Here is a 22,780-nt window from a genome sequence, read left to right as displayed (position 1 = left end):
GTTAGGGGTCCTCCCGCAAGTCCTTTTCGGACATGTCTGCGGAACCACCGACCTCCCCCCGGAGGCCTGGCTGCGCGCATCCTTGCATGGCTCACGGAAAAATTCACCAGAAATTTTTCAGCTGGTAAAGATTTGCAGCGATTGCCGAAAATCCGTTCTCCGGGACTGATTTTTAGACATTTCCGCCGCCCGGATGCGAAATTTCCAGCCAATTCAGCAGCCATTTCGGGGCTGTGGAACCATTGGCTACCGATCGAATTTCCGGCCGGGTCGTGGGGGCAAGCGGCTTGCCTATGCGGTGAAGCGACCAGCCACCGGCGGCTTCTTATAGCCGATCATCCAGAGAAGCAGCGCGATCACCAAGAAAACGGCAAAGGCCGGCTGGAGCATCAGCCATTGGAAGATGAAGGTGTAGAACCGCGGATGGACATAGTAGGAAAGGGATGATTGCAGCGATGTGAGGGTTGCCGGGCTCACATCCTGCCAGGCATCGGAGATCGGCGTCACCACCACTGCGGACGCCGCAACCGACTGGATCGAATCGATGGTCCCGGCAATAACGGCCGCCGCAAGCGCGACAAGGCTGGCCAGACGCAACAGGAAACGCATCAATTCCTCCGACGCTCGTTATGCCGGACAATTCCGGCCGGCCGCGCCATTCTCCACCTTGAGAATTACATAGTCGTCGATGAGGTGAAGCACAATGGACGGGTCGAGGCGAGTTTTATCGGAAGAAGTCAAAAAACTGTTAGATTTCGGTTGATCGACAAAAATTCATCGGTATATATCGCGCCGTTCCGACGATTTGCTCCTATCCAGGCGCGAACGCCAAAGAAGGACAGGTGGCCGAGTGGTTTAAGGCGCACGCCTGGAACGCGTGTGTACGTGAAAGCGTACCGTGGGTTCGAATCCCACCCTGTCCGCCATATCTCGCTAAAGCCGCGGATTCCTTCCTTCGCAGGGCCATGCCAGCCTTCGTGACGATCCATTGTGTATGGTAGCAGCCTCAACGCCTCTGCCGAGATTTCCCGGACTTGCAGATATTGGAATGCCCAGCGGCGGCTCAGCATGACGAAGCAACGCGTCGGCCCGAAGATGGGAATCTATTTTCGGGCCGACGCGTAGATTCAGAGTGTCACAGCGTCCTCTGAAAAGACATGCGGCGCTGTAGGCCCTATTCGAAAATTTCCGAGACGCTCGTCGCTGCGACCGCATTCATTTGACGTCCTCCGATAGGAGGCCGCGGAGCCTCGGAACTCAGCAGTTTGCGAGCCAGGACGATCGAAACGTAGCACAGGCCGAATATCGACGCCCATTGGCAAATCACCAGTACTGCCAAAGCGATGAGGTTCAGTTTTCCGTCCGAGAAGATGCTATCGGCTTCGTATGACATCGATGTTGCTGCCGTCATCAATATCAAAGCGCAGATGAAGGGCAGAAAAAGTCCGGCAAACAGCCGTAAAAAGGTGGGAACCAAACCGCGTTTCCCCCGGCTGAAGGCAGCTGAAAGCCCGCTTTTGGAGCCCGCAATTCCGGCAATGGGCCAGGTTCCGACAAGAGCAAGGAGCAGCGGAAGGATGATTGCGATCACAGCAAGACATAAGAGTAGAAATACGTTCTTTGATAGAGAAGCGGCGCCGAATGCGACAGGGCCACCAATCCCGATTCCCATCCCGACGAGCATGATAAGCAAGTTCTTCCAAATGTAGCCACCAAACCCACGCATGCCGCTGGTCAGGTTTGAAACTTTCCCGTCTCCATTTAATATTGCATTCTGAATGAAGAATGCAAAAGACAAAGAAACGAAAAATTGCGCTGAATTACTTTTGTTTCCACCGCTGTAGTCATCAAAAGCGACCAGCGCGCAATTGGCTGCAACAACAATACACACAAAAGACAGATTACGCCTTACAAAGGAAATCGCTTCACCTAACATTGCACCTCTGCCATCCCTCGCCTCTGGATGGAAGATATCGTCATCAAAACATGGTGCTGTCAAACGTCGATCTTTCTTTTCAGCAAGTTCCAGTACCGAAACCCTGCAGAAGCCATCAATCGGCCGTATCGAGGTGTGGCGACGGTATCCGATTGACGCCCCGACAACCTGGGCAAGATTCCTGATTTTTTACCATGCCGCTTCACCGCGTCTTTGCACGTTTGGGTTTATCTTTCTGCCAAACTAAAAAACGGAGATTAAACAGGTGGAAGAACTTTCGGTAAAGTCGAAGATCATCAAATCGGTCTATTTCAGCCAGGACGACGGACGGCTGAGGATTTGTTTCAAGAATGGCGAGGAGCGTCTGTTCGGTGGCGTTCCCTCCTCGGAAGCTCATGCGATGACGGTGGCGCCATCTCCCGGCCATTATTACCTCGACCGGATCAGAACCCGGTTTCGCAGGTTGGCGGCCTGAAAGCCTGAGAGAGCGACTGGGTCGCCTCGAATTGAGACGACATCGGTGGATAGTAACCGTTGGTCAACTCTGCCGATCATCATGATTGGATCGGCCCGAGTGGAAAGCGGCATCTGTCGATGCTGCCGATTTTCGAGATTCGGTCAGCCGGGAGGCTCGGTGGCGGACCCCAGCCAGGAAGCCGGGCCTCCCCGTCATGCTAGCCGTGAACGCGGTCGGATAATCCTGACGGGATTCCGCCGGGGATCGTGGAAAACTAGCGATTTGGGGCTAATCCTGTGAAAAACCCCAATTGTCGAATCCGGACTCGACAATGCTTTATTAGGATGATTGCATAAAGCCTTCGAATTGGACGGGGGTAATGATGTTCGAGACTCTGCTTGAGATGCAGGAGCGTGGCGTAAGAGACCGTGCGCGTGGCCGCAGCCTGGCCGACAATCCGATGTCGAAGCCGGATATTCTTCCAATCACCGATTTCCAGGAATGGTACTCGATGTTCGACGCCTGGCGCTTCGGCTGGTCGATCGAGGATGCGATGGCGGGGCAATACAATGCGCCACGGGATGGCGGCGCATTGTCGCTCGCCTACACCAGAACGGTCTGATCGATCCTGTCCTCGGCGCCGAAGAATTTCAGGTAGCGCTCGACCTCTGCCGGATCGCCCGTCGCCTTCTGCGGATTGTCGGAGAGTTTTACCGCCGGACGGCCGTTGGCGTCGCTGACCTTGCAGACGACCGAGATTGGGTTGAGGCCGGATATTTCGATCGGCGCACAACCGGAAAAATCGTTGGTCAGGTTCGTGCCCCAGCCGAAGCTCATGCGCACGCGGCCTTCGAAATGCCGGTAGGTATCGATGATGGCGTCGACATCGAGACCATCCGAGAAGATCAGCAGCTTCTGGCGCGGATCGCGGCCCATCTTCTTCCACCAGTCGATAATTTTTTCACCGCCTTCGATCGGCGGCGCGCTGTCGGGGCGGAAGCCGGTCCAGTCGGCGACCCATTCCGGCGCGTCGCGCAGGAAAGCAGCCGTCCCGAAAGCATCCGGCAGGACGATCAGAAGATTGCCGCCATAGAGCTTGTTCCAGTCACGCAGGATCTTGTAGGGGGCGTTGCGCAGCTGCTCGTCGGTTTGCGCAAGGGCGGCAGCCACCATCGGCAATTCGTGGGCATTGGTGCCGACCGCTTCGAGATCGGAATCCATCGCCAGCAAGACGTTGCTGGTGCCGGTAAAGGCGGGGCCGATGCCTTCCTTCAGCGCCTCGACGCACCAGCGCTGCCAGAGGAAACTGTGACGGCGGCGAGTGCCGAAATCGGAAATGCGCAAGCCCGGCAATTCCTTCAGCCGTTCTACCTTCGACCACATCTTCGCCTTGGCGCGGGCATAGAGCACATCGAGGGTGAAGGGACCGAGCGCCCTCATCGCCGAGCGCGACCGCAGCTCGTTGACGATAGCAAGCGCCGGGATCTCCCACATGGTAGTTTCCTTCCAGGCCCCGTGGAAATCCAGCACATATTGCCCGTCCTTCTTCGACAGCTCGTATTCGGGGAGCTGGAAGTTGGAAAGCCAGGCGAGGAATTCCGGCTCGAAGATCTGGGCGCGGCCATAGAAACTGTTACCCGCCAGCCAGATCATCTCCTTCTTGGCGAGTTTCAGCGTGCGGGCATGATCGAGCTGTTCGCGCAATTCGCCTTCGTCGATCTCATCGGCAAGGCGCACGCGCTTGGTGCGATTGATAAGGGTAAAAGACGCGTTCACGTCGGGATAAAGCTTCCAGATCATCTGCAGCATCAGAAGCTTATAGAAGTCGGTATCGATCAGGCTGCGAACGATCGGATCGAGTTTCCAGGCGTGATTGTAGACGCGTCTTGCAATATCGGTCCTGGCCATAAAATTCCTGCCCCTGTCCACTCCGGTCAGGTGCTGCCAAATTCCCGACTATTGCCAAGTCCGGGCCGGCGCACGAACCGGCTCGTGCGCCTTCTTATCGAAAAATCGACAGACAAAGTCCAGATAAAACAACATGCATCCCGCAGCGCGCATGGCGGCGGGATGCAAGAGGTCATTTACGAATGCTTATTGGGCCGGCGCTGCGGGTTGGGCCGGTGCTGCAGGCGTGACACCCGGGGCGGCCGGCGTCGTGTTTTGAGTCTCGGTCGGAACTGCCGTGCCTTTTTGCAGCGTCGGCGCAGATGTCGTATCAGGCTGCTGCGACTGCAGCTGCTGGCCGGGCTGCTGGGGCGCCACCTCGTTTGCTTCGCGCTTGCCCCAGATCTCGACCGGGATCCAGACCACGAAAGCCAGCACCAGCGCGGCGAGCAGCACCAGCAGGATGCGATAACCCGTACGCCCCTGCCTCGCCTTCACCGGCGGGATCTGCTCTTCCTTATGAAGCTTGCCGTCAGACTTTTCCCAGCGTGTTTCCGTCTGATGCGCCATCATCGTCTCCTTCCGCTGTCTTGACGGGCCGATCCGGCCCGAGAATTCCACAGGGAAACGGGTGGCTGTCTGGAAGGTTCCCGACGCCTAATAGCCGACGGCGCGGTCAACCAGGAATTGCAGCGGCTCGCCACGCTCGAAACGGGCGATCTGCGTCTCGACATGGCGGAACAGCGCGTTTTCTTCGGAGACCGCCGCGTCGTGCGGCGTGATGAAGACGTTCTCCAGTTCCCACAACGGGTTGTCGAGCCCAAGCGGCTCCACCTCGAACACGTCCAGGGAAGCACCGCCGAGGGTGCCGTCGCGGATTGAAGAAACGATATCGGCTTCGACCTGGCTCTTGCCGCGGCCGGCATTGATGAAGACCGGGCGCCCGAGCGCGCCGTTGCGACGCAGCTTCTTAAATAGCCCGCTATCATAGAAGCCTGTCGTCTCAGGGGTTAGCGGCAGGAGGCCGACCAGGATGTCGGTGCTTGCCAGGAAGCCGTCCAACGCGCCGGCATCGAAGGTTTCGACGCCGTCGATCTCCTTGCGGGTGCGCGACCAGCCGATGACGTTAAATCCCATCACCTTCAGCTTGGCGACCGCATCCAAGCCGAGAATGCCGAGGCCCATGACGCCGACCGTCACCTCCGCTGCCTCCGGCGCGATCAGCTTGGCCCATTGGCGCCGCCGCTGATGGATATCATGGGAATATTGGGCACGCAGATGCATCAGGCATTGCATGACCACCCATTCGCTCATGCGGGTCGTCAGGCTGCGGTCGACGAAACGGACGATCGGGATCTCGGGCAGGCCGTTCATGCCGATGATATGGTCGACGCCGGCGCCGCCGGAGAAGATCACCTTGAGGTTCGGCGCCCGCGCGAAAAGGTCGGCATCCGGCTTCCAGAGAAGCGCATACTCGGCCTCGCGGAGATCACGCTTCCGATCGGCGGGATCAGCAAGATTGATGCTGCCGCGATCGGAAAAGGCCGTCTTCAACACGCGGGCGACGCCTTCGGCATTGAACTTGATATCGACGAGAACGGGAGGTGTCGGCATGATCATCTTTACTGCTGCACGGCGGGGGTCGACACCGCCTCGATGTTGAAGGCGGCGGCCATCAGCGCCCTGGTGTATTCGTCCTTCGGCGCGCGGAAGATTTCCGATGACGGGCCCTGCTCGACCACCTTGCCGAAGCGCATGACGATGACGTCGTTGGCGAGCGCCTTCACCACCTTCAGGTCGTGGCTGATGAAGAGATAGGCGAGATCGTGCTTCTTCTGCAGATCGCGCAGGAGATCGACCACCTGAGCCTGCACGCTCATGTCGAGCGCGGAGGTCGGCTCGTCGAGCATGACGAAGCGCGGTTTCAGCACCATCGCCCGGGCAATGGCGATGCGCTGGCGCTGACCGCCGGAGAATTCGTGCGGATAACGCCAGCGGGTCAGGGGATCGAGGCCGACCTCCTCCAGCGCCCAGCAGACGCGCTGGTCGCGCTCTTCCGCTGTCAACGAGCGCTCATGCACCTTCAGCCCTTCGGCAACGATATCGCCGACCGACATGCGCGGGCTGAGCGACCCGTAGGGATCCTGGAAGACCACCTGCAGCTGGTTGCGCAGCGGCCGCATCTCGCTGAACGAATAGCCGGCTATATCCTTGCCGACGAAGGAAATCCGCCCTTGCGAGGAAATCAGCCGGGTGAGCGCCAGGCCAAGCGTGGTCTTGCCGGAACCGGATTCGCCGACGACGCCGAGCGTCTGCCCGGCACGCAGCGAAAGATCGATGCCGTCGACCGCCTTGACGTGATCGACGACGCGGCGCATCAGCCCCGCCTTGATCGGGAACCAGACGCGAATGTCGGAACCTTCCATCACCATCGGTTTTGACGGATCGGCAAACGGCGGCTCGCCGCGCGGTTCGGAGGCGAGAAGATGGCGGGTGTATTCGTGTTTCGGATTGGCGAAGACCTCCTCCACCGTTCCGGTTTCGACGATCTTGCCCTTGGTCATGACGCAGACGCGATCGGCGAATTTGCGGACGATGCCGAGGTCATGGGTGATGAACAGCATCGACATGCCGTGCACGGCCTTCAACTGCCGCAACAGCTCGAGGATCTGCGCCTGCACGGTCACGTCAAGCGCCGTGGTCGGCTCGTCGGCGATCAGCAATTCCGGCCGGTTGGCGAGCGCCATGGCGATCATGACGCGCTGGCGCTGGCCGCCGGAGAGCTCGTGCGGATAGGCCTTCAATCGCTTCTCCGGCTCGCGGATGCCGACCTGGTTCAACAATTCCAATATGCGCTGGCGCGCCGGCTGGCCGGTGAGCCCCTGGTGCAGCGCCAGGATCTCAGCGATCTGCTTCTCGATCGAATGAAGCGGATTGAGCGAGGTCATCGGCTCCTGGAAGATCATGGTGATGTCGTTGCCGCGCACCTCGCGCAACGCCCGTTCCGAGGCCTTCAGAAGGTCCTTGCCCTTGAACAGGATTTCGCCGGAGGGATGGCTCGCCGAGGGATAAGGCAAAAGCCGCAGGATCGAGTTGGCCGAGACCGACTTGCCGGAGCCGGATTCGCCGACCAGCGCCACGACCTCACCCTTGGCGATATCGAAGGAGATGTGATCGACGGCGAGCGAGGTCTCGCCGCCCTGATGAAAGGCAACCGAGAGATCGCGGACGGAAAGGAGCGGTTCTGTCATGTCACTCATCGAAATGTCTTCCTCGGGTCGAAGGCATCGCGCACGGCTTCGCCGATGAAGATCAGCAGGGACAGCATGATCGACATGGCGAAGAAGGCCGTCAGCCCGAGCCATGGCGCCTGCAGGTTGCTTTTGCCCTGGGCGATCATTTCACCGAGCGAAGGAGAGCCCGGCGGCATGCCGAAGCCGAGGAAATCCAGCGAGGTCAGCGTCGTGATCGAGCCTGAGAGGATGAAGGGCAGGAAGGTCAGCGTCGCGACCATGGCATTCGGCAGCAGGTGGCGCCACATGATGGTGCGGTTGTTGACGCCGAGTGCGCGGGCGGCGCGGACATATTCGAAATTGCGGGCACGCAGGAATTCTGCGCGCACGATGCCGACAAAGCCGACCCAGGAAAAGAGCAGCATGATGCCGAGCAGCACGAAGAAGCCTGGCGGCAGCAGGGCCGCGATGATGAGCAGGATATAAAGCACCGGCATCGACGACCAGATTTCGATGAAACGCTGCAACAGCAGATCGGTCCAGCCGCCGAAATAGCCCTGCACCGCACCGGCGGTCACGCCGATGATCGCCGAGCAGATGGTCAGCACCAGGCCGAAGAGCACCGATATGCGGAAACCGTAGATGACGCGCGCCAGCACGTCGCGGGCCTGGTCGTCGGTGCCGAGCCAGTTGAGATTGCCCAGCGTGCAATCCGGATCGTTCACGCCTTCAGGATAACCGGCGCAGCGTTCCTCTTTGGTCATCAGCCAGAAGGGGGCAGTCGGCGCCGAATGCGGAATGTTTGAGTTGACCGAGCGGTAGGAATAGCGGATCGGCGGCCAGATCATCCAGCCATTGGCATTGATCTCATCCGCTATCACCGAGGAACGGTAGTCGGTTTCGGCGAGAAAGCCGCCGAACTTCTCCTCGGGATAGTCGATGAGAACCGGCAAGAGGATTTCGCCCTTGTAGGAGGCGATGATCGGCCGGTCGTTGGCGAGGAACTCGGCAAACAGGCTGAGGACGAACAGCAGCAGAAACAGCCACAGCGCCCAGTAACCGCGGCCATTCGCCCGGAAATTCTGCCAGCGGCGGATGTTGGTCGGTGACAGCAGGCCCTTGCGCGGCGGCTTCACGGGTGCTGCAACAGCAGTATTTGCGGCGGCGTCCATCAGACATCCCTCCGCTCGAAATCGATGCGCGGATCGATCCAGGTGTAGATCAGGTCGGAAACCAGGCTGACCGCGAGGCCGAGCAGCGAGAAGATGTAGAGCGTGGCGAAGACGATCGGGTAATCCCGGTTGATGACCGAGAGATAGCCGAGACGGCCGAGGCCATCCAGCGAGAAGATGTTCTCGATCAACAGCGAGCCGGTGAAGAAAGCCGAGATGAAGGCGCCGGGAAACCCTGCGATGATGATCAGCATGGCATTGCGGAAGACATGGCCGTAGAGCACCTGCCGCTGGTTGAGGCCCTTGGCGCGGGCGGTGACGACATATTGCTTCTTGATCTCCTCGATGAACGAGTTCTTGGTCAATAGCGTCGTCGTCGCAAAGGCCGATAGCGAAAGCGAGATCAGCGGCAAGGTGAGGTGCCAGAAATAGTCGAGCGGCTTCTGCCACCAGGCCAATTGGTCGAAATTATCGGAGATCAGGCCGCGCAGCGGAAACCAGTCGTAGAAGGAGCCGCCGGCAAAAAGCACGATCAGCAGAATGCCGAAGAGGAAACTCGGCACCGCGTAACCGACGACGATGATGCCCGACGTCCAGACATCGAAGGTCGATCCATCCTTGACCGCCTTGCGGATGCCGAGCGGAATGGAGATGGCGTAGGAGAAGATCAGGATCCAGATGCCGAGCGAGATCGACACCGGCAGCTTCTCCTTGACGAGTTCGAGCACCGAGGTATTGCGGAAGAAGCTCTCGCCGAAATCGAAGCGGATGTAATTCCACATCATTTCGCCAAACCGCGTCAGCGGCGGCTTGTCGAAGCCGAACTGCTTTTCGAGCTTGGCGATCAGTTCCGGATCGAGGCCCTGGGCGCCGCGATATTTAGAGCCTTCGTCATTGCCGCCACCGCCGAGAAGATCGCCACCGCCGGACAGGCGCTGATCGGCACTGTCGGCCTGACCGGTCAATTGGGCGATCACCTGCTCGACGGGACCGCCGGGGGCGAACTGAATGACGGTGAAGGAAATCGCCATGATGCCGATGATGGTCGGGATCATCAAAAGCAGGCGGCGAAAGATATAGGCGCCCATCAGCCTTCAGCCTCCGGGAATGTTTTTTCTGTCTGCCCGCCGTCCAGTCCAATGCCGCTCAATCCGTCAGCCTTCCCTTGCCGGCCCTGCCGGCGTGTCGTGATTCGCTCGTGCCATTTGGAGCCCAGGACCCCTCTATTGCAAGCCCGCTCATTTTGCCGAGGTCGACCACCAGGCATCGGGGAAACCAAGGCTGTAGGCCGGAAACTCGGCCGGATGCGTGACGGTGTTCCAATAGGCGATGTTGTAGGTATCACGGTAAAACAGCGGGATGACGTAGTGATTTGCAAGCAAGACGCGATCCATGGCCTTGATCGCAGCGACCTGTTCGTCGCGGTTCGGCGCGAAGATAATCATGCGAATGAGTTCATCGACGGCCGGGTTGGCAATGCCCGCGTAGTTGCGAGAACCCTGCTGGTTGACCGAGCCGGATCCCCAATAGTCGGCTTGCTCGTTGCCCGGATTCATCGTCTCCGCCCAGACATTCCAGATCATATCGTAGTCAAAGCTGCGTTCGCGGTTGACGGCTTGCGAAGCGTCGACCGTACGTACCCGCGCATCGATGCCGATTTTCTTGAGATTGCTGGCATAGGGCACCGCCCAGCGCTCCAACATGGGGCTCGACAACAATATCTCGAAACTCATCGGCTGGCCGGTCTTGGTATTGACCATGCGGTTGCCCTTCAGCTCCCAACCGGCTTCTTTCAGAAGGGCAATCGCCTTGCGGAGGTTGTCGCGGCTCTTCTGCGGATCGCCGCCAACGGGATTGGTGTACGGCGTTGTGAAGACCTCCGGCGGAATCTTGTCTTTCAGGCCTTGCAATAATTCGAGCTCACGCCCCTGCGGCAGACCGGAGGAAGCAAGCTCGGTGTTCCAGAAATAGCTGTCGATGCGCTTATAACTGTTAAAGGCAACGGTGCGGTTCAGCTCCTCGAAATCGAGGCCGTAGTTCAGCGCCTCGCGGACCCGCTCGTCCTTGAAGAGGTCGCGCCGCATGTTGGGCACGAGCGCCTGCAGGATGCCGGTGGAGCGTAGCGGATTTGCAACCTCCTCTTTTTTGACGCGTCCTTCCTTCACTGCAGGAAAATCATATCCCGTCGCCCAGCGGGCAGCCGTAGTCTCCTGCCAATAGTCGCTATTGCCGGCGCGAAAGGCTTCGAACTCCACATCCCGATCGCCGAAATAGGTGTAGATGACCTTGCGGAAATTGTTCTGGCCGACATTCACATTGAGATCCTTGCCCCAATAGTCGTCACGCAGTTCATAACGGATCGTTGCGCCGGGCGAGAAGGAAGCAATCTTGTAAGGCCCGGAACCCATCACCGGCTCCAGCGTCGTCTTGGTAATGTCGCGCGGCTTGCCATCCGGTCCGGCCGCTTCCCACCAATGTTTCGGCACGATCATCAACTGGCCAAGAATGTTTGGCAGTTCGCGGTTATTCTTCTCGTCGAAGGTGAAGGTGACGTCCCGGTCGCCGGTCTTTTCCGCCTTGACGACGTGATGGTAATAGTTACCGGCGAGGGGGTTCAATTCCTTGGTATTGTCCAGGCTGAAGATGACGTCTTCGGGCGTTACCGGCTGACCATCTGCCCATTTCGCTTCCTTGCGCAGGCGAAAGGTCGCGCTGGAGACGTCAGCGGGATAGGACAGCCCCTCGGCAAGCAGACCGTAGGAGACCAGGAGTTCGTCATCGGCCGGCTTCATCAACGTGTCGTAGACGAGCGACAGACCTATCGCTGTTTGGCCTTTTGCCAGCAGAGGGTTGAAGGTGTCGAAGGCACCGCTTGCTGAAAGACGCAGATCTCCGCCTTTCGGTGCATCAGGATTGACATAGTCGAAACGCGCAAAGCCCGGCTTGTACTTCATCTCGCTGATGACGGAGCTGCCGATCTGAAAGGGCTGGTCCTGACCCGTTGCCGTCATGGGCGCCAAGGCCCCCGCAAGCGATAGAGATACACCGATCTTCGACCACAGAGCCATTCACGCTTTCCCTTGATTATTGACGGGTTCGACCATACGAAAAATACCGGCGAAAAACAGGAGAGAGTTTGGTTTTTGCCGGGCACGCGAAAATTTGACCTGGCTCGGCCGCGTCAAGGTTGAAGGCGTCAGCGGGATCGGGCGGGCGCTGCGGCGATCCGTCACCGCCTGCTTCGATCCTCGCCAGCCAAATCATCGATTCACCAAAATCGCTTTTCACGATAGATTCGACGCAAATCACTTCGGCAGCGGTTCAAGGAAATAGTATGGCTTTCGGCTTCGCGCAGGCTTTCAGGACATTCGGCAAACTGACGCTTGCCGGCGCAATCGGCGCAAGCCTTGCCGCCGGCGATGTCGGCGCTGAGCAGAAGACGCCTAGCCCCGGCAGCGCCAAGGGCCAGTTCGGTGCCGTCAGCCTGCCGACCCAGGGATCGGCACAGCCGATCGGCTTTTACGCCAAGGGCTGCATGACGGGGGCGGTGGCGCTTCCCACAGACGGGCCGACCTGGGAGGCGATGCGGCTTTCGCGCAATCGCCGCTGGGGCAATCCGGCGATGATTTCGCTGCTCGAACGTCTTTCTGAGGACGGGGCCAAATATGCCGGCTGGCCGGGCCTTCTCGTCGGCGACATCGCTCAGCCGCGCGGCGGGCCGATGTTCAACGGTCATGCCTCGCACCAGATCGGCCTCGATGCCGACGTCTGGTTCACGCCGATGCCGGCGCGCCGCATGACGGCCAAGGAGCGCGAGGACCTGCCCTTCACCACCATGCTGCAGAAGGACAAATTCCTGACCGTCGACCCGAACGTGTGGACGCAATCGCGGGCACGGCTGCTGATGCTGGCGGCAAGCTATCCCGAGGTGCAGCGCATATTCGTCAACCCGGCGATCAAGAAGAAGATGTGCGACACCTGGACGGGAGATCGCACCAATCTCGGCAAGCTTCGGCCGGAATACGGCCATGACTCGCATTTCCACATCCGCATCAAATGCCCGGCCGGTGCGGCCGGATGCACGCCGCAGGCCCCTGTTGCCGCCGGCGACGGCTGCGACAAATCGCTCGCCTGGTGGTTCACGCCAGGCCCCTGGGCGCCGCCGAAACCGCCGAAGCCCGGCGCCAAGCCGCCGAAGCCGCCGCGCGAGATGATGGTTTCCGACCTACCGAAAGCCTGCGCCGCCGTGCTCGATGCCGCTGCCGTCACCTCGATGCAGGCCGCCACCTATGGCGGGCCGTCCGCCGCAAGCGCGCTGACTGCCGCTCCGGCAGCAGAGCCGGCCACCGATCCCGATGAGACACTGCCGGATGTCGGCCCGGTTCCGAACGACAAGCCGTCGATCCAATGAGAATGGCCGAGGCGGAGGGACAGTGGGCTGTCTTTCAAATCGCAAATTCTTGGTATAGAAGCGGTCAAATCGATTGAATTGCTTGGGCGGAGATTAGGTTCATGGCCGGCGGCAAATGCCTTGCATTGATTGCGCATGACCAGAAGAAAGACGACATGGCGGATTTCGCCCGCGCCCACCGGGATATTCTCTCTCGCTGGAAGATCGTCGCCACCGGCACGACCGGCGGGCGGGTGCTCGACGCCGCCCCGGATCTCGACGTCACCAGGCTGAAAAGCGGACCGCTCGGCGGCGACCAGCAGATCGGTGCGCTGATTTCGACCGGCGAGGTCGACGCCCTGATCTTCTTCGTCGACCCGTTGACGCCGATGCCGCACGATGTCGACGTCAAGGCGCTGATGCGGCTCGCGATCTTTTACGATATTCCGATGGCGCTCAACCATGCGACCGCTATAAAACTTCTTCCCACACTCGAAGCCTGATCAGCACGGAACCGGCCATGCCAAAACCGAACAACAGCACCGCTCCGCTGCCTTTCCCGATCCTGATCGGCGATATCGGCGGCACCAATGCCCGCTTCTCCATCCTGACCGATGCCTATGCCGAGCCGAAGCAGTTTCCGAACGTGCGCACGGCGGATTTCGCGACGATCGACGAAGCGATCCAGCAAGGCGTGCTCGACAAGACAGCCGTGCAGCCGCGTTCGGCGATCCTTGCCGTCGCCGGGCCGATCAACGACGACGAGATCCCGCTGACCAATTGCGACTGGGTGGTGCGGCCAAAGACGATGATCGAGGGCCTCGGCATGGAGGACGTGCTCGTCGTCAACGATTTCGAGGCGCAGGCGCTGGCAGTCGCCGCCCTTTCGGATGAGAACCGCGAACGCATCGGCGACGCCACCGGCGACATGATCGCGTCCCGCGTCGTGCTCGGACCCGGCACCGGGCTCGGCGTCGGCGGGCTGGTGCATGCCCAGCACAGCTGGATCCCGGTTCCCGGCGAAGGCGGCCATGTCGATCTCGGACCGCGCAGCAAACGCGACTATCAAATCTTTCCCCATATCGAGACGATCGAAGGCCGCGTCTCCGCCGAGCAGATCCTTTGCGGGCGGGGCCTCGTCAACCTCTACAATGCCATCTGCGTGGTCGACGGCATCCAGCCGACCATGAAGGATCCGGCCGACATCACCTCCCACGCGCTTGCCGGCAGCGACAAGGCAGCGATCGAGACCGTCTCGCTGTTTGCCACCTATCTCGGCCGGGTGGCGGGCGACATGGCGATGGTGTTCATGGCCCGCGGCGGCGTCTATCTCTCAGGCGGCATCTCGCAGAAGATCCTCCCGGCGCTGAAGAGGCCGGAATTCCGCTTGGCCTTCGAGGACAAGGCGCCGCATACGGCGCTGCTTCGCACCATTCCGACCTATGTGGTGACACATCCGCTGGCAGCGCTTGCCGGGCTTTCCTCCTATGCCCGCATGCCGGCGAATTTCGGCGTCTCGACGGAAGGCCGCCGCTGGCGCCGCTGAGCCCGGTGGGGGGCCAACCGGGCGGGCAGCGCTCTAGCCAAACCAGTCCCAACTCTTTATAGAGCCGGCAAAAGTACGCGTCGCCCCTGCGCCGCGTTTGGTCCGAGACAGGAAACCCGATTTTTGGAAGCGGCGGAAAGCAAAACGCAGAGCGTCAGCAGCGATACCGTAACCGGCATCCTCAAGCGCATCATCGCTGAAAACGGCCGCGATCATCTCTGGGGCTATGTCTTTGCGATTGCCTGCCTGATCGTGGTGGCGCTTTCGACGGCGTTTACCGCCTGGATCATGCGGGCGATCATCGACGAGGCCTTCGCCAACCGGCGCGCCGACGTCGTCTGGATCATCTGTCTTTCGATTTTCATCGCTTTCGTGTTGCGCGGTTTTGCCAGTTACGGCCAGGCGGTGGCGCTTTCCAAGGTCGGCAACGATATCGTCGCCCGTTACCAGCGGCGGCTCTACTCGCATCTGATGACGCTTTCGGTCGGCTTCTTCAGCGAGGCGCGCTCTGCCCATATCGCCGCGCAGGTGAGCCAGAACGTCAGCGGCATCCGCGACGTGCTCAACCTGACGATCACCTCGACGGTCCGCGATCTGCTGACCTTCGTTTCGCTGCTCGCCGTGATGATCCTCCAGGATCCGTTGCTCAGCCTTGCGGTGTTCATCATGGCCCCGCCGCTGCTTTATGCGCTGCGCTATGTTTCCAAGCGGCTGCGCTCGGCAACGCGCGAGGCGGTGCACTTGAACAGCTACGTTCTCGGCGCCATGCAGGAGACGATCCAGGGCATCGCCATCGTGAAAGCCTTCACGATGGAAGACGAGCTGGAACGCAAGGTCACCAAACTCATCAAGGGTGCCGAAAACAGGGCGAACCGGATTGCCCGGCTTTCGGAACGCACGTCTCCGCTGACCGAGAGTTTCGCGGGTTTTGCCGTTGCCAGCGTGCTGGCCTATGCCGCCTATCGTTCGATCTACTACAATGTGCCGCCGGGCGCCTTCTTCTCTTTCGTCACGGCGCTGTTGCTTGCCTATGACCCGGCCCGCCGGCTTGCCCGCCTGCAGGTGCAGATGGAGCGCGCCGTCGTCAATGCGCGGATGATCTACGAACTGCTCGACATGGAGCCGCGCCAGCGCGACCTGCCGGATGCCCAGCCGCTGACGGTGACGCAAGCCCGGATCGAATTCCGCAATGTTTCTTTCGGCTATGGCAGTGAGAGCGTGCTGAGCGGTGTGAGCTTCGTCGCCGAGGGCGGCGCGACCACGGCGCTGGTCGGTCCTTCGGGGGCCGGCAAATCCACCGTCATCAACCTCATTCCGCGCTTCTACGATCCACGCGAGGGCGAGATCCTGATCGACGGGCAGGACATTGCCCACATCACCAAGAAATCGCTGCGCCATCAGCTCGCTTATGTCTCGCAGCAGCCCTACCTGTTCGAGGGCACGATCCGCGACAATATCCGCTATGGCCGGCCGGAAGCCACCGATGCCGAGGTGGAAGACGCGGCCAGGCTTGCCTATGCGCATGATTTCATCTCAGCCCAGCCGCAGGGTTACGACACGCCGGTCGGCGAAAACGGCGTGACGCTTTCGGGCGGCCAGCGCCAGCGGCTGTCGATTGCACGTGCGCTGGTGCGCAATGCGCCGATCCTGCTGCTCGACGAGGCGACGTCTGCCCTCGACACCGAATCTGAAGCGGCCGTGCAGAAGGCGCTCGACGAAGCGATGACCGGGCGCACTGTCGTCGTCATCGCCCACCGGCTTTCGACCGTGGTGCGCGCCAACAAGATTGTCGTTATGCAGCAGGGCCGCGTCGTCGAAGAAGGCAATCACGAGACGCTTGCGAAGGTCAGTGACGGCCTTTACGCTCGCCTCAACAATCTGCAGAGGCCTTCGGCCTCCGATTCAAACTGACCTGGTGAGCCTGAAATGAGCGATGCTGCGATGAAACTGGTGGTGGTTGGCGCAGCCGGGCGCATGGGGCAGACGCTGATCCGGCTCATCCATTCCATCGAGGGCGCCACACTCCATGCCGCGGTCGAGCGCAGCGGTTCGCCCTTTATCGGCAAGGATGCCGGCGAGATCGCCGGTCTCGGCCCGACCGGTGTCATCATCGGCGACGATCCGCTCAATGCTTTTCTGGAGGCCGAAGGCGTACTCGACTTCACCTCGCCTGCCGCAACAGTGGAGTTTTCGGGGCTGGCCGCTCAGGCCCGCATCGTCCATGTCGTCGGCACCACAGGCTGTTCGGGCGACGACGATGCCAAGATCACTGCTGCGGCCCGCCATGCCCGTATCGTCAAGTCAGGCAATATGAGCCTCGGGGTCAATCTGCTCAGCGTGCTCGCCGAGCAGGCCGCCCGCGCGCTCGAGCCTGAGGACTGGGATATCGAAATCCTGGAAATGCACCATAAGCACAAGGTGGACGCACCTTCCGGCACCGCCCTCCTCCTCGGCGAGGCCGCGGCCAAGGGGCGCGGTATCGATCTGGCTGCGAAATCGGTGCGGGTGCGCGACGGTCATACCGGCGCCCGGCAAGCCGGCACGATCGGTTTTGCGACGCTGCGCGGCGGCTCCGTCATCGGTGAGCATTCGGTGCTTTTTGCCGGCGAAGGCGAGATCGTCACCCTGTCGCACAGCGCTGCCGACCGGTCGATCTTTGCGCGCGGCGCCATCAAGGCCGCGCTCTGGGCGCGCGACAAGAAGCCGGGTCTCTATTCCATGCTCGACGTGCTCGGGCTTTCTTCCCAATAACGACATCTCGGAGGCATATTCATGAGCGGTACCCTCGTCCTCGTTCGCCACGGCCAGAGTGACTGGAACCTGAAGAATCTCTTCACCGGCTGGAAGGATCCCGATCTGACGGCGCTCGGCATCGAGGAAGCCAATGCCGGCGGCAAGGCGCTCGCCGAATACGGGATCAAATTCGACGTCGCCTACACCTCGGTGCTGGTGCGCGCGCAGCACACGCTGAAGCTCATCCTCGACAAGGTCGGCCAGCCCGATCTGCCGACGATCCGCGACCAGGCGCTGAACGAGCGCGACTACGGCGATCTTTCCGGCCTCAACAAGGACGATGCCCGCGCCAAATGGGGCGAGGAACAGGTGCATATCTGGCGCCGTTCCTACGACGTGCCGCCTCCGGGCGGCGAGAGCCTGCGCGACACCGGCGCCCGCGTCTGGCCCTACTACCTCACCGAAATCCTGCCGCGCGTGCTCAACGGCGAGAAGGTGCTGGTTGCCGCACATGGCAATTCGCTGCGCTCGCTGGTGATGGTACTCGACAAGCTGAGCAAAGAAGGCGTGCTTGCCCTCAATCTCGCGACCGGCGTTCCCATGGTCTACAAGCTGAAGGCGGATTCCACCGTCGCGTCGAAGGAAGTGCTCGGCGATATGTCCGGCGCGCACTGAATGCAACAGCCTTCCCTGTTCCGACAGGGAAGGCTGTTCTCAATTCTCGATGGTGAACTGCACCCGATCGGCCGCAAACCGGCTGATCGAATATTGCACCGGCACGCCGTCCAGATCAGTGTTCATCGCCTTGGCGATCAGCAGGATCGCGCCGGGGGTGAGTTCCAGATCGGCCAGATCGGCCGTGTTCGCATGAGCGGCCGTCACCTCGGTCGTTGCCCGGACATAGTCCGACAGGCCGAGTTCGGCGAAAGCCTTGGTGATCGATTCGTGCTTGCGGTAGGCCGCGCCGATCCCGGCGAAACGCCCGGCAGGAAACCAGCTCGTCGCCTTTGAAACCGGCCGCCTGTCGGCATGGCGCAGTGTTTCCAGCCGAATCACCTCTTCCCCTGGCTTGAGTTTCAGCCAGCGGGCGACATCGGCGCTGGCCTCTTCCTTCACCTCGTCGAGCAGAAGGGCGCGTGTCTCGCGCGCCTGATCGCCGATGCCGGCGGTGAACCGCGTGCGCCGGGTAATCGGGAAATTCAGCCGCTCCTTGCGTTCGATCAGCGTGCCGCGACCTTGTACCGCACGGACGATGCCTTCCTGCGCCAAGGCGGCCAAAGCGCTGCGCACCGTATGCCGGTTGACGCCGAATTGCAGCGCCAGGACCGTTTCCGGCGGCACCATTCCCGTTTCGTCATAGGCTCCGCTGCCGATCGCTTCGCGGATCCGATCGGCGATCTGGCGCCAGAGCGCCACGCCGGTCTGCCTTTGCACCTGCTTCAATCCCGCCATTGCGCCCCCCAATTCCCACGTCCGATGTCACACGCTTGTCACGACATCGATTTAAGCGTAGGTATATCTTGTATGGTTGTCTATATCAATAGACATTTGAGGAAAGCGACAATGATATCAGCGGACAGGACAGACGCTGCGCCACAGACAGCATCCGGGCGCAAACGCGCCGCCGATCTGCTGGCGCGCGCGCAACTGAGCGAACTTTCGGCGGTCTGGAACGAGTTGCCGGAAAAGCCCGCGGCACATCCGGTGCGCGGACCGGAGACCGGGTTGGTGATGGTCCGCGGCCGCATCGGCGGCGGCGGCGCTCCCTTCAATCTTGGCGAAGTCACAGTGACGCGGGCCACTGTCCGGCTCGGCTCCGGCTCGATCGGCCATGCGCAGGCGCTCGGCACCGATCGCGAGAAGGCCCGGCTTGCGGCGATTTTCGACGCGCTCTGGCAGGAGGAAGCAACGAAGGATTTCGTCGAACAGGCACTGCTTTTGCCGATCACTGAGCGGATCGCCGCTGCCGAACGCCGCAAGGCGGACGAGACGGCAGCGACCCGCGTCGATTTCTTCACCATGGTCAGGGGAGACAACTGATGGGACTGAAGACAGAAGCCCTCACCGGCGGCTTTGCCGACCCGGTCTTCCACGCCCAGAGCGTCTTCAAAATGCTGATGGACGGCATGGCCCGCCCCGGCACGATCCAGACCGTGCGGCCCGATGTCGCGCCGCCTGTGCCGTTCGGCATTGCCGCCGGCGCCATCGCGCTGACGCTTTGTGACCACGACACGCCTGTCTGGCTGTCCCAGGGGCTGGCGAAATCGGCCGTGCCGGAGTGGCTCGGCTTCCACACCGGCGCGCCGCTGACCGGTGAAAAGGCCGAGGCACGCTTCGCCTTCACGGAAGCGGGCATCCCGCTTTGCCCCTTCGGCCTCTTCGCCGCAGGCACGCAGGAATATCCCGACCGCTCGACGACGCTCGTCATTGAACTCGCCGAACTCGAGGGTGGACGCAGGCTGGCGCTGATGGGTCCCGGCATCCAGAGCGTGGCGGAAATCGCGCCTGTCGGCCTGCCGGAGACCTTCCTGCGGCTCTGGACCGAGAACCGCGCGCTCTTTCCGCGCGGCATCGACATCGTGCTGACGTCGGCGACACGTTTTCTCTGCCTGCCGCGCACCACCAAGATCACAGCAACGGAGATCTGAGCTCATGTATGTTGCCGTCAAGGGTGGCGAGGCCGCCATCGCCAATGCCCACCGCCTGCTGGCCGACCGCCGCCGCGGCGACCGTTCGCTGCCGGCGATCGGTATCGAACAGATCGTGGCGCAGCTGGCGCTCGCCGTCGACCGAGTCATGGCCGAGGCCTCGCTTTTCGACCGCACGCTCGCAGCGCTTGCCGTCCGCCAGTCGCGCGGCGACATGATCGAGGCGATCTTCCTGCTGCGTGCCTACCGCACGACGCTGCCGCGTTTTGGCTATTCCAGGCCGCTCGACACGGCTGATATGACGATCGAACGCCGCATCTCGGCGACCTACAAGGATCTGCCGGGCGGCCAGCTTCTGGGGCCCACCTTCGATTATACCCATCGCCTGCTCGATCCTTCGCTGCTTGAGGACGAAACGGTCGAGGCGCCCACGCAGCGCGCCGCCGAAACCGGCCCCGTCATGCGGGTCTCCGAAATCCTCGGCGAGGAAGGCCTGATCGAGGCCGACGGCGACATGCCTGAGGATCACGAAATCGGCGACCTGACCCGCGAGCCGATGGAATTCCCGATGACCCGCGATCTGCGCCTGCAGGCGCTTGCCCGCGGCGACGAAGGTTTTCTGCTGGCGCTCGGTTATTCCACCCAGCGCGGCTATGGCCGCAACCACCCCTTCACCGGCGAGATCCGCATCGGCGAGGTCGAGGTGGAATTCGACGTGCCGGAACTCGGCTTCGCGGTCTCGCTCGGCACGATCCAGGTCACCGAGTGCCAGATGGTCAATCAGTTCAAGGGTTCGGCCAAGGCGCCGCCGCAATTCACCCGCGGTTACGGTCTGGTCTTCGGCCAGAGCGAGCGCAAGGCGATGGCAATGTCGCTGGTGGATCGCGCATTGCGCGCCGAAGAGCTCGGCGAGGATATCTCCGCCCCGGCACAGGACGAGGAATTCGTCATCTCGCATGCCGACAACGTCCAGGCGACCGGCTTCGTCGAGCACCTGAAGCTTCCGCATTACGTGGACTTCCAGGCCGAACTCGATCTCGTCCGCCGCATGCGCCGCGAATTCGAGGCCGCCCGCAGCAGCGGCGAAGACATGAAGGAGGCCGCCGAATGAGCGATCTGGCCAGCTACAACTTCGCCTATCTCGACGAACAGACCAAGCGGATGATCCGCCGCGCCATTCTGAAGGCGATCGCCATTCCCGGCTACCAGGTGCCTTTCGCTTCGCGCGAAATGCCGATGCCCTACGGCTGGGGCACCGGCGGCGTGCAGGTGACGGCCTCGATCATCGGACCCGACGACGTGCTGAAGGTCATCGACCAGGGTGCCGACGACACGACCAACGCCGTTTCCATCCGGGCCTTCTTCCAGAAGGTCGCCAATGTCGCGGTGACGACGCATACCGGCGATGCGACGATCATCCAAACGCGCCACCGCATTCCCGAAGAGAAGCTCAGGGTCGGCCAGGTGCTGGTCTACCAGGTGCCGATCCCCGAGCCGCTGCGCTTCCTCGAGCCGCGCGAGACCGAAACCCGCAAGATGCATGCTCTCGAAGAATACGGCCTGATGCATGTGAAGCTCTACGAGGACATCGCCCATAATGGCCGCATCTCCAAGACCTATGCCTATCCGGTGAAGGTGCACGGCCGTTACGTCATGGACCCGTCGCCGACGCCGAAATTCGACAATCCGAAGATGCACATGTCGGACGCGCTGCAGCTCTTCGGCGCCGGACGCGAGAAGCGCATCTATGCGGTTCCGCCCTATACCGACGTCGTCAGCCTGGATTTCGAGGACTATCCCTTCGATATCCAGCGCTTCGACAAGCCTTGCGCCCTTTGCGGCGCCGAGGATGTCTATCTCGACGAGGTGGTTCTCGACGACAAGGGCGGGCGCATGTTCGTCTGCTCCGACACCGATCATTGCGAAGACCGCCGCGCCCACGGGCATGCCGGCGAAATGCTGGCCCGGGAGGCTGCAGAATGAGCGATATTCCGCTTCTCAAAGTCCACGACGTTTCGAAATTCTACGGCAACCGCATCGGCTGCCGCGACGTCTCCTTCGAGCTCTGGCCGGGCGAAGTGCTCGCCATCGTCGGCGAGTCTGGCTCCGGCAAGACGACGCTGCTCAACTGCCTCTCCACCCGGCTGCTGCCGAGCACAGGCAGCGTCGAATATCACATGCGCCACGGCAGCTACCGCGATCTCTACCGCATGAACGAGGCCGAGCGGCGTTTCCTGATGCGCACCGACTGGGGCTTCGTGCATCAGAACCCGGCCGATGGCCTGCGCATGTCGGTGTCGGCCGGCGCCAATGTCGGCGAACGGCTGATGGCGATCGGCGATCGGCATTATGGCAAGATCCGTGCTTCGGCGATCGACTGGCTCGAGCGCGTCGAAATCGACGCCGACCGCATCGACGACCAGCCGCGCGCCTTTTCCGGCGGCATGCGCCAGCGCCTGCAGATTGCCCGCAACCTCGTCACCGGCCCACGCCTGGTCTTCATGGACGAACCGACAGGCGGTCTCGACGTCTCGGTGCAGGCACGCCTGCTCGATCTGGTGCGCGGCCTCGTCAACGATCTCGGCCTGTCGGCGATCATCGTCACCCACGATCTCGCCGTCGCCCGCCTGCTCTCACACCGGATGATGGTGATGAAGGACGGCCACGTCATCGAACACGGGCTCACCGACCGGGTGCTCGACGACCCGCGCGAACCCTACACGCAGCTGCTCGTCTCCTCGATCCTGCAAGTCTGAGCGTACGGTCCGAAACCAGAAA

General features: G+C 61.4%; 23 protein-coding genes and 1 tRNA gene. 14 read left to right on the top strand and 10 right to left on the bottom strand.

The genetic code is table 11. The features are described from left to right. Positions 1–291 precede the first annotated feature (291 nt). Positions 292–609 carry a hypothetical protein gene (locus GR197_RS00460; RefSeq protein ID WP_164006092.1) on the bottom strand — a complete coding sequence of 106 codons (318 nt, stop codon included), beginning with the start codon at positions 607–609 and terminating at the stop codon, positions 292–294. A 227-nt stretch (positions 610–836) separates the two neighbouring features. Between GR197_RS00460 and GR197_RS00455 the strand changes: the two genes are divergently transcribed. Next, positions 837–926 (top strand) — tRNA-Ser (locus tag GR197_RS00455). 248 nt (positions 927–1,174) lie between these two features. On the opposite strand, the gene GR197_RS00450 is transcribed toward GR197_RS00455, so the two are convergent. Further along, on the bottom strand, positions 1,175–1,936 hold the full coding sequence (locus GR197_RS00450) for a hypothetical protein (protein WP_184376613.1): 762 nt from the start codon (positions 1,934–1,936) through the stop codon (positions 1,175–1,177). 265 nt (positions 1,937–2,201) lie between these two features. On the opposite strand from GR197_RS00450, the gene GR197_RS00445 reads away from it, so the two are divergent. Both GR197_RS00445 and GR197_RS00440 read left to right on the top strand, forming a co-directional pair. After that, positions 2,202–2,411, top strand: coding sequence for a KTSC domain-containing protein (locus GR197_RS00445; protein ID WP_164006091.1), 210 nt, complete (start codon positions 2,202–2,204; stop codon positions 2,409–2,411). Positions 2,412–2,775: 364 nt separating this feature from the next. After that, on the top strand, positions 2,776–3,015 hold the full coding sequence (locus GR197_RS00440) for a CrpP-related protein (protein ID WP_164006090.1): 240 nt from the start codon (positions 2,776–2,778) through the stop codon (positions 3,013–3,015). Here GR197_RS00440 and pncB read toward each other — a convergent pair. The 7 genes from pncB to GR197_RS00405 all read right to left on the bottom strand — a co-directional run bounded on the left by pncB (position 2,997) and on the right by GR197_RS00405 (position 11,753). Continuing rightward, positions 2,997–4,301, bottom strand: a complete 1,305-nt coding sequence (gene pncB / locus GR197_RS00435) for a nicotinate phosphoribosyltransferase (RefSeq protein ID WP_164006089.1) — start codon at positions 4,299–4,301, stop codon at positions 2,997–2,999. The two genes, GR197_RS00440 and pncB, sit on opposite strands and share 19 nt — an antisense overlap. 186 nt (positions 4,302–4,487) lie before the next feature. Beyond that, positions 4,488–4,853: a hypothetical protein gene (locus tag GR197_RS00430; protein ID WP_204329997.1), complete on the bottom strand. Its 366-nt coding sequence runs from the start codon at positions 4,851–4,853 to the stop codon at positions 4,488–4,490. Positions 4,854–4,937: 84 nt separating this feature from the next. Further along, positions 4,938–5,894, bottom strand: a complete 957-nt coding sequence (locus tag GR197_RS00425) for a 2-hydroxyacid dehydrogenase (protein WP_164006087.1) — start codon at positions 5,892–5,894, stop codon at positions 4,938–4,940. 8 nt (positions 5,895–5,902) lie between these two features. Continuing rightward, positions 5,903–7,540 (bottom strand): ABC transporter ATP-binding protein, encoded by a 1,638-nt coding sequence (locus GR197_RS00420; protein ID WP_164006086.1) that lies wholly within the window; start codon positions 7,538–7,540, stop codon positions 5,903–5,905. Further along, positions 7,537–8,685, bottom strand: a complete 1,149-nt coding sequence (locus GR197_RS00415) for an ABC transporter permease (protein ID WP_164006085.1) — start codon at positions 8,683–8,685, stop codon at positions 7,537–7,539. Before GR197_RS00415 ends, GR197_RS00420 begins: the two co-directional genes overlap by 4 nt. Continuing rightward, positions 8,685–9,773 carry a microcin C ABC transporter permease YejB gene (locus GR197_RS00410; RefSeq protein WP_164006084.1) on the bottom strand — a complete coding sequence of 363 codons (1,089 nt, stop codon included), beginning with the start codon at positions 9,771–9,773 and terminating at the stop codon, positions 8,685–8,687. Before GR197_RS00410 ends, GR197_RS00415 begins: the two co-directional genes overlap by 1 nt. Before the next feature lie 150 nt (positions 9,774–9,923). Next, positions 9,924–11,753, bottom strand: coding sequence for an extracellular solute-binding protein (locus GR197_RS00405; RefSeq protein WP_164006083.1), 1,830 nt, complete (start codon positions 11,751–11,753; stop codon positions 9,924–9,926). 266 nt (positions 11,754–12,019) lie between these two features. On the opposite strand from GR197_RS00405, the gene mepA reads away from it, so the two are divergent. The 6 genes from mepA (at position 12,020) to GR197_RS00370 (ending at position 18,029) form a co-directional block, all read left to right on the top strand. Beyond that, a complete protein-coding gene (gene mepA, locus GR197_RS00395) occupies positions 12,020–13,096 on the top strand; it encodes a penicillin-insensitive murein endopeptidase (protein ID WP_164006081.1) in 1,077 nt (358 codons plus the stop codon). A gap of 101 nt (positions 13,097–13,197) precedes the next feature. Further along, on the top strand, positions 13,198–13,578 hold the full coding sequence (locus GR197_RS00390) for a methylglyoxal synthase (RefSeq protein WP_164006080.1): 381 nt from the start codon (positions 13,198–13,200) through the stop codon (positions 13,576–13,578). Between the two features lie 17 nt (positions 13,579–13,595). Then, positions 13,596–14,621 carry a glucokinase gene (locus GR197_RS00385; RefSeq protein WP_164006079.1) on the top strand — a complete coding sequence of 342 codons (1,026 nt, stop codon included), beginning with the start codon at positions 13,596–13,598 and terminating at the stop codon, positions 14,619–14,621. A gap of 123 nt (positions 14,622–14,744) precedes the next feature. Further along, positions 14,745–16,532, top strand: a complete 1,788-nt coding sequence (locus tag GR197_RS00380) for an ABC transporter ATP-binding protein (RefSeq protein WP_164006078.1) — start codon at positions 14,745–14,747, stop codon at positions 16,530–16,532. Between the two features lie 15 nt (positions 16,533–16,547). Further along, the gene (dapB, locus tag GR197_RS00375) at positions 16,548–17,372 is read left to right on the top strand and encodes a 4-hydroxy-tetrahydrodipicolinate reductase (RefSeq protein ID WP_164006077.1); all 825 of its coding nucleotides are present in this window, start codon (positions 16,548–16,550) and stop codon (positions 17,370–17,372) included. A gap of 21 nt (positions 17,373–17,393) precedes the next feature. Continuing rightward, positions 17,394–18,029 (top strand): 2,3-bisphosphoglycerate-dependent phosphoglycerate mutase, encoded by a 636-nt coding sequence (locus tag GR197_RS00370; RefSeq protein ID WP_164006076.1) that lies wholly within the window; start codon positions 17,394–17,396, stop codon positions 18,027–18,029. A 39-nt stretch (positions 18,030–18,068) separates the two neighbouring features. On the opposite strand, the gene phnF is transcribed toward GR197_RS00370, so the two are convergent. After that, positions 18,069–18,806: a phosphonate metabolism transcriptional regulator PhnF gene (phnF, locus tag GR197_RS00365; protein WP_164006075.1), complete on the bottom strand. Its 738-nt coding sequence runs from the start codon at positions 18,804–18,806 to the stop codon at positions 18,069–18,071. Between the two features lie 111 nt (positions 18,807–18,917). Between phnF and phnG the strand changes: the two genes are divergently transcribed. Genes phnG through phnK form a run of 5 tightly spaced genes read left to right on the top strand, consistent with a single transcriptional unit; the run spans position 18,918 to position 22,758 of the window. Further along, the gene (gene phnG, locus GR197_RS00360) at positions 18,918–19,394 is read left to right on the top strand and encodes a phosphonate C-P lyase system protein PhnG (protein WP_164006074.1); all 477 of its coding nucleotides are present in this window, start codon (positions 18,918–18,920) and stop codon (positions 19,392–19,394) included. Continuing rightward, positions 19,394–20,002 (top strand): phosphonate C-P lyase system protein PhnH, encoded by a 609-nt coding sequence (gene phnH / locus GR197_RS00355; RefSeq protein WP_164006073.1) that lies wholly within the window; start codon positions 19,394–19,396, stop codon positions 20,000–20,002. The genes phnG and phnH overlap by 1 nt, the downstream gene beginning before the upstream one ends. Positions 20,003–20,006: 4 nt before the next feature. Then, a complete protein-coding gene (locus GR197_RS00350) occupies positions 20,007–21,113 on the top strand; it encodes a carbon-phosphorus lyase complex subunit PhnI (RefSeq protein ID WP_164006072.1) in 1,107 nt (368 codons plus the stop codon). Beyond that, positions 21,110–21,985, top strand: a complete 876-nt coding sequence (locus GR197_RS00345) for an alpha-D-ribose 1-methylphosphonate 5-phosphate C-P-lyase PhnJ (protein ID WP_164006071.1) — start codon at positions 21,110–21,112, stop codon at positions 21,983–21,985. Before GR197_RS00350 ends, GR197_RS00345 begins: the two co-directional genes overlap by 4 nt. Continuing rightward, positions 21,982–22,758: a phosphonate C-P lyase system protein PhnK gene (gene phnK, locus GR197_RS00340; protein ID WP_164006070.1), complete on the top strand. Its 777-nt coding sequence runs from the start codon at positions 21,982–21,984 to the stop codon at positions 22,756–22,758. The genes GR197_RS00345 and phnK overlap by 4 nt, the downstream gene beginning before the upstream one ends. Positions 22,759–22,780 lie beyond the last annotated feature (22 nt).

It is taken from the genome of Rhizobium phaseoli, from assembly GCF_010668805.1.
Lineage (GTDB): Bacteria > Pseudomonadota > Alphaproteobacteria > Rhizobiales > Rhizobiaceae > Rhizobium > Rhizobium phaseoli_A.
Note: the sequence above shows the minus strand (reverse complement) of the source record. Positions and strands in the feature narration are given on the sequence as shown.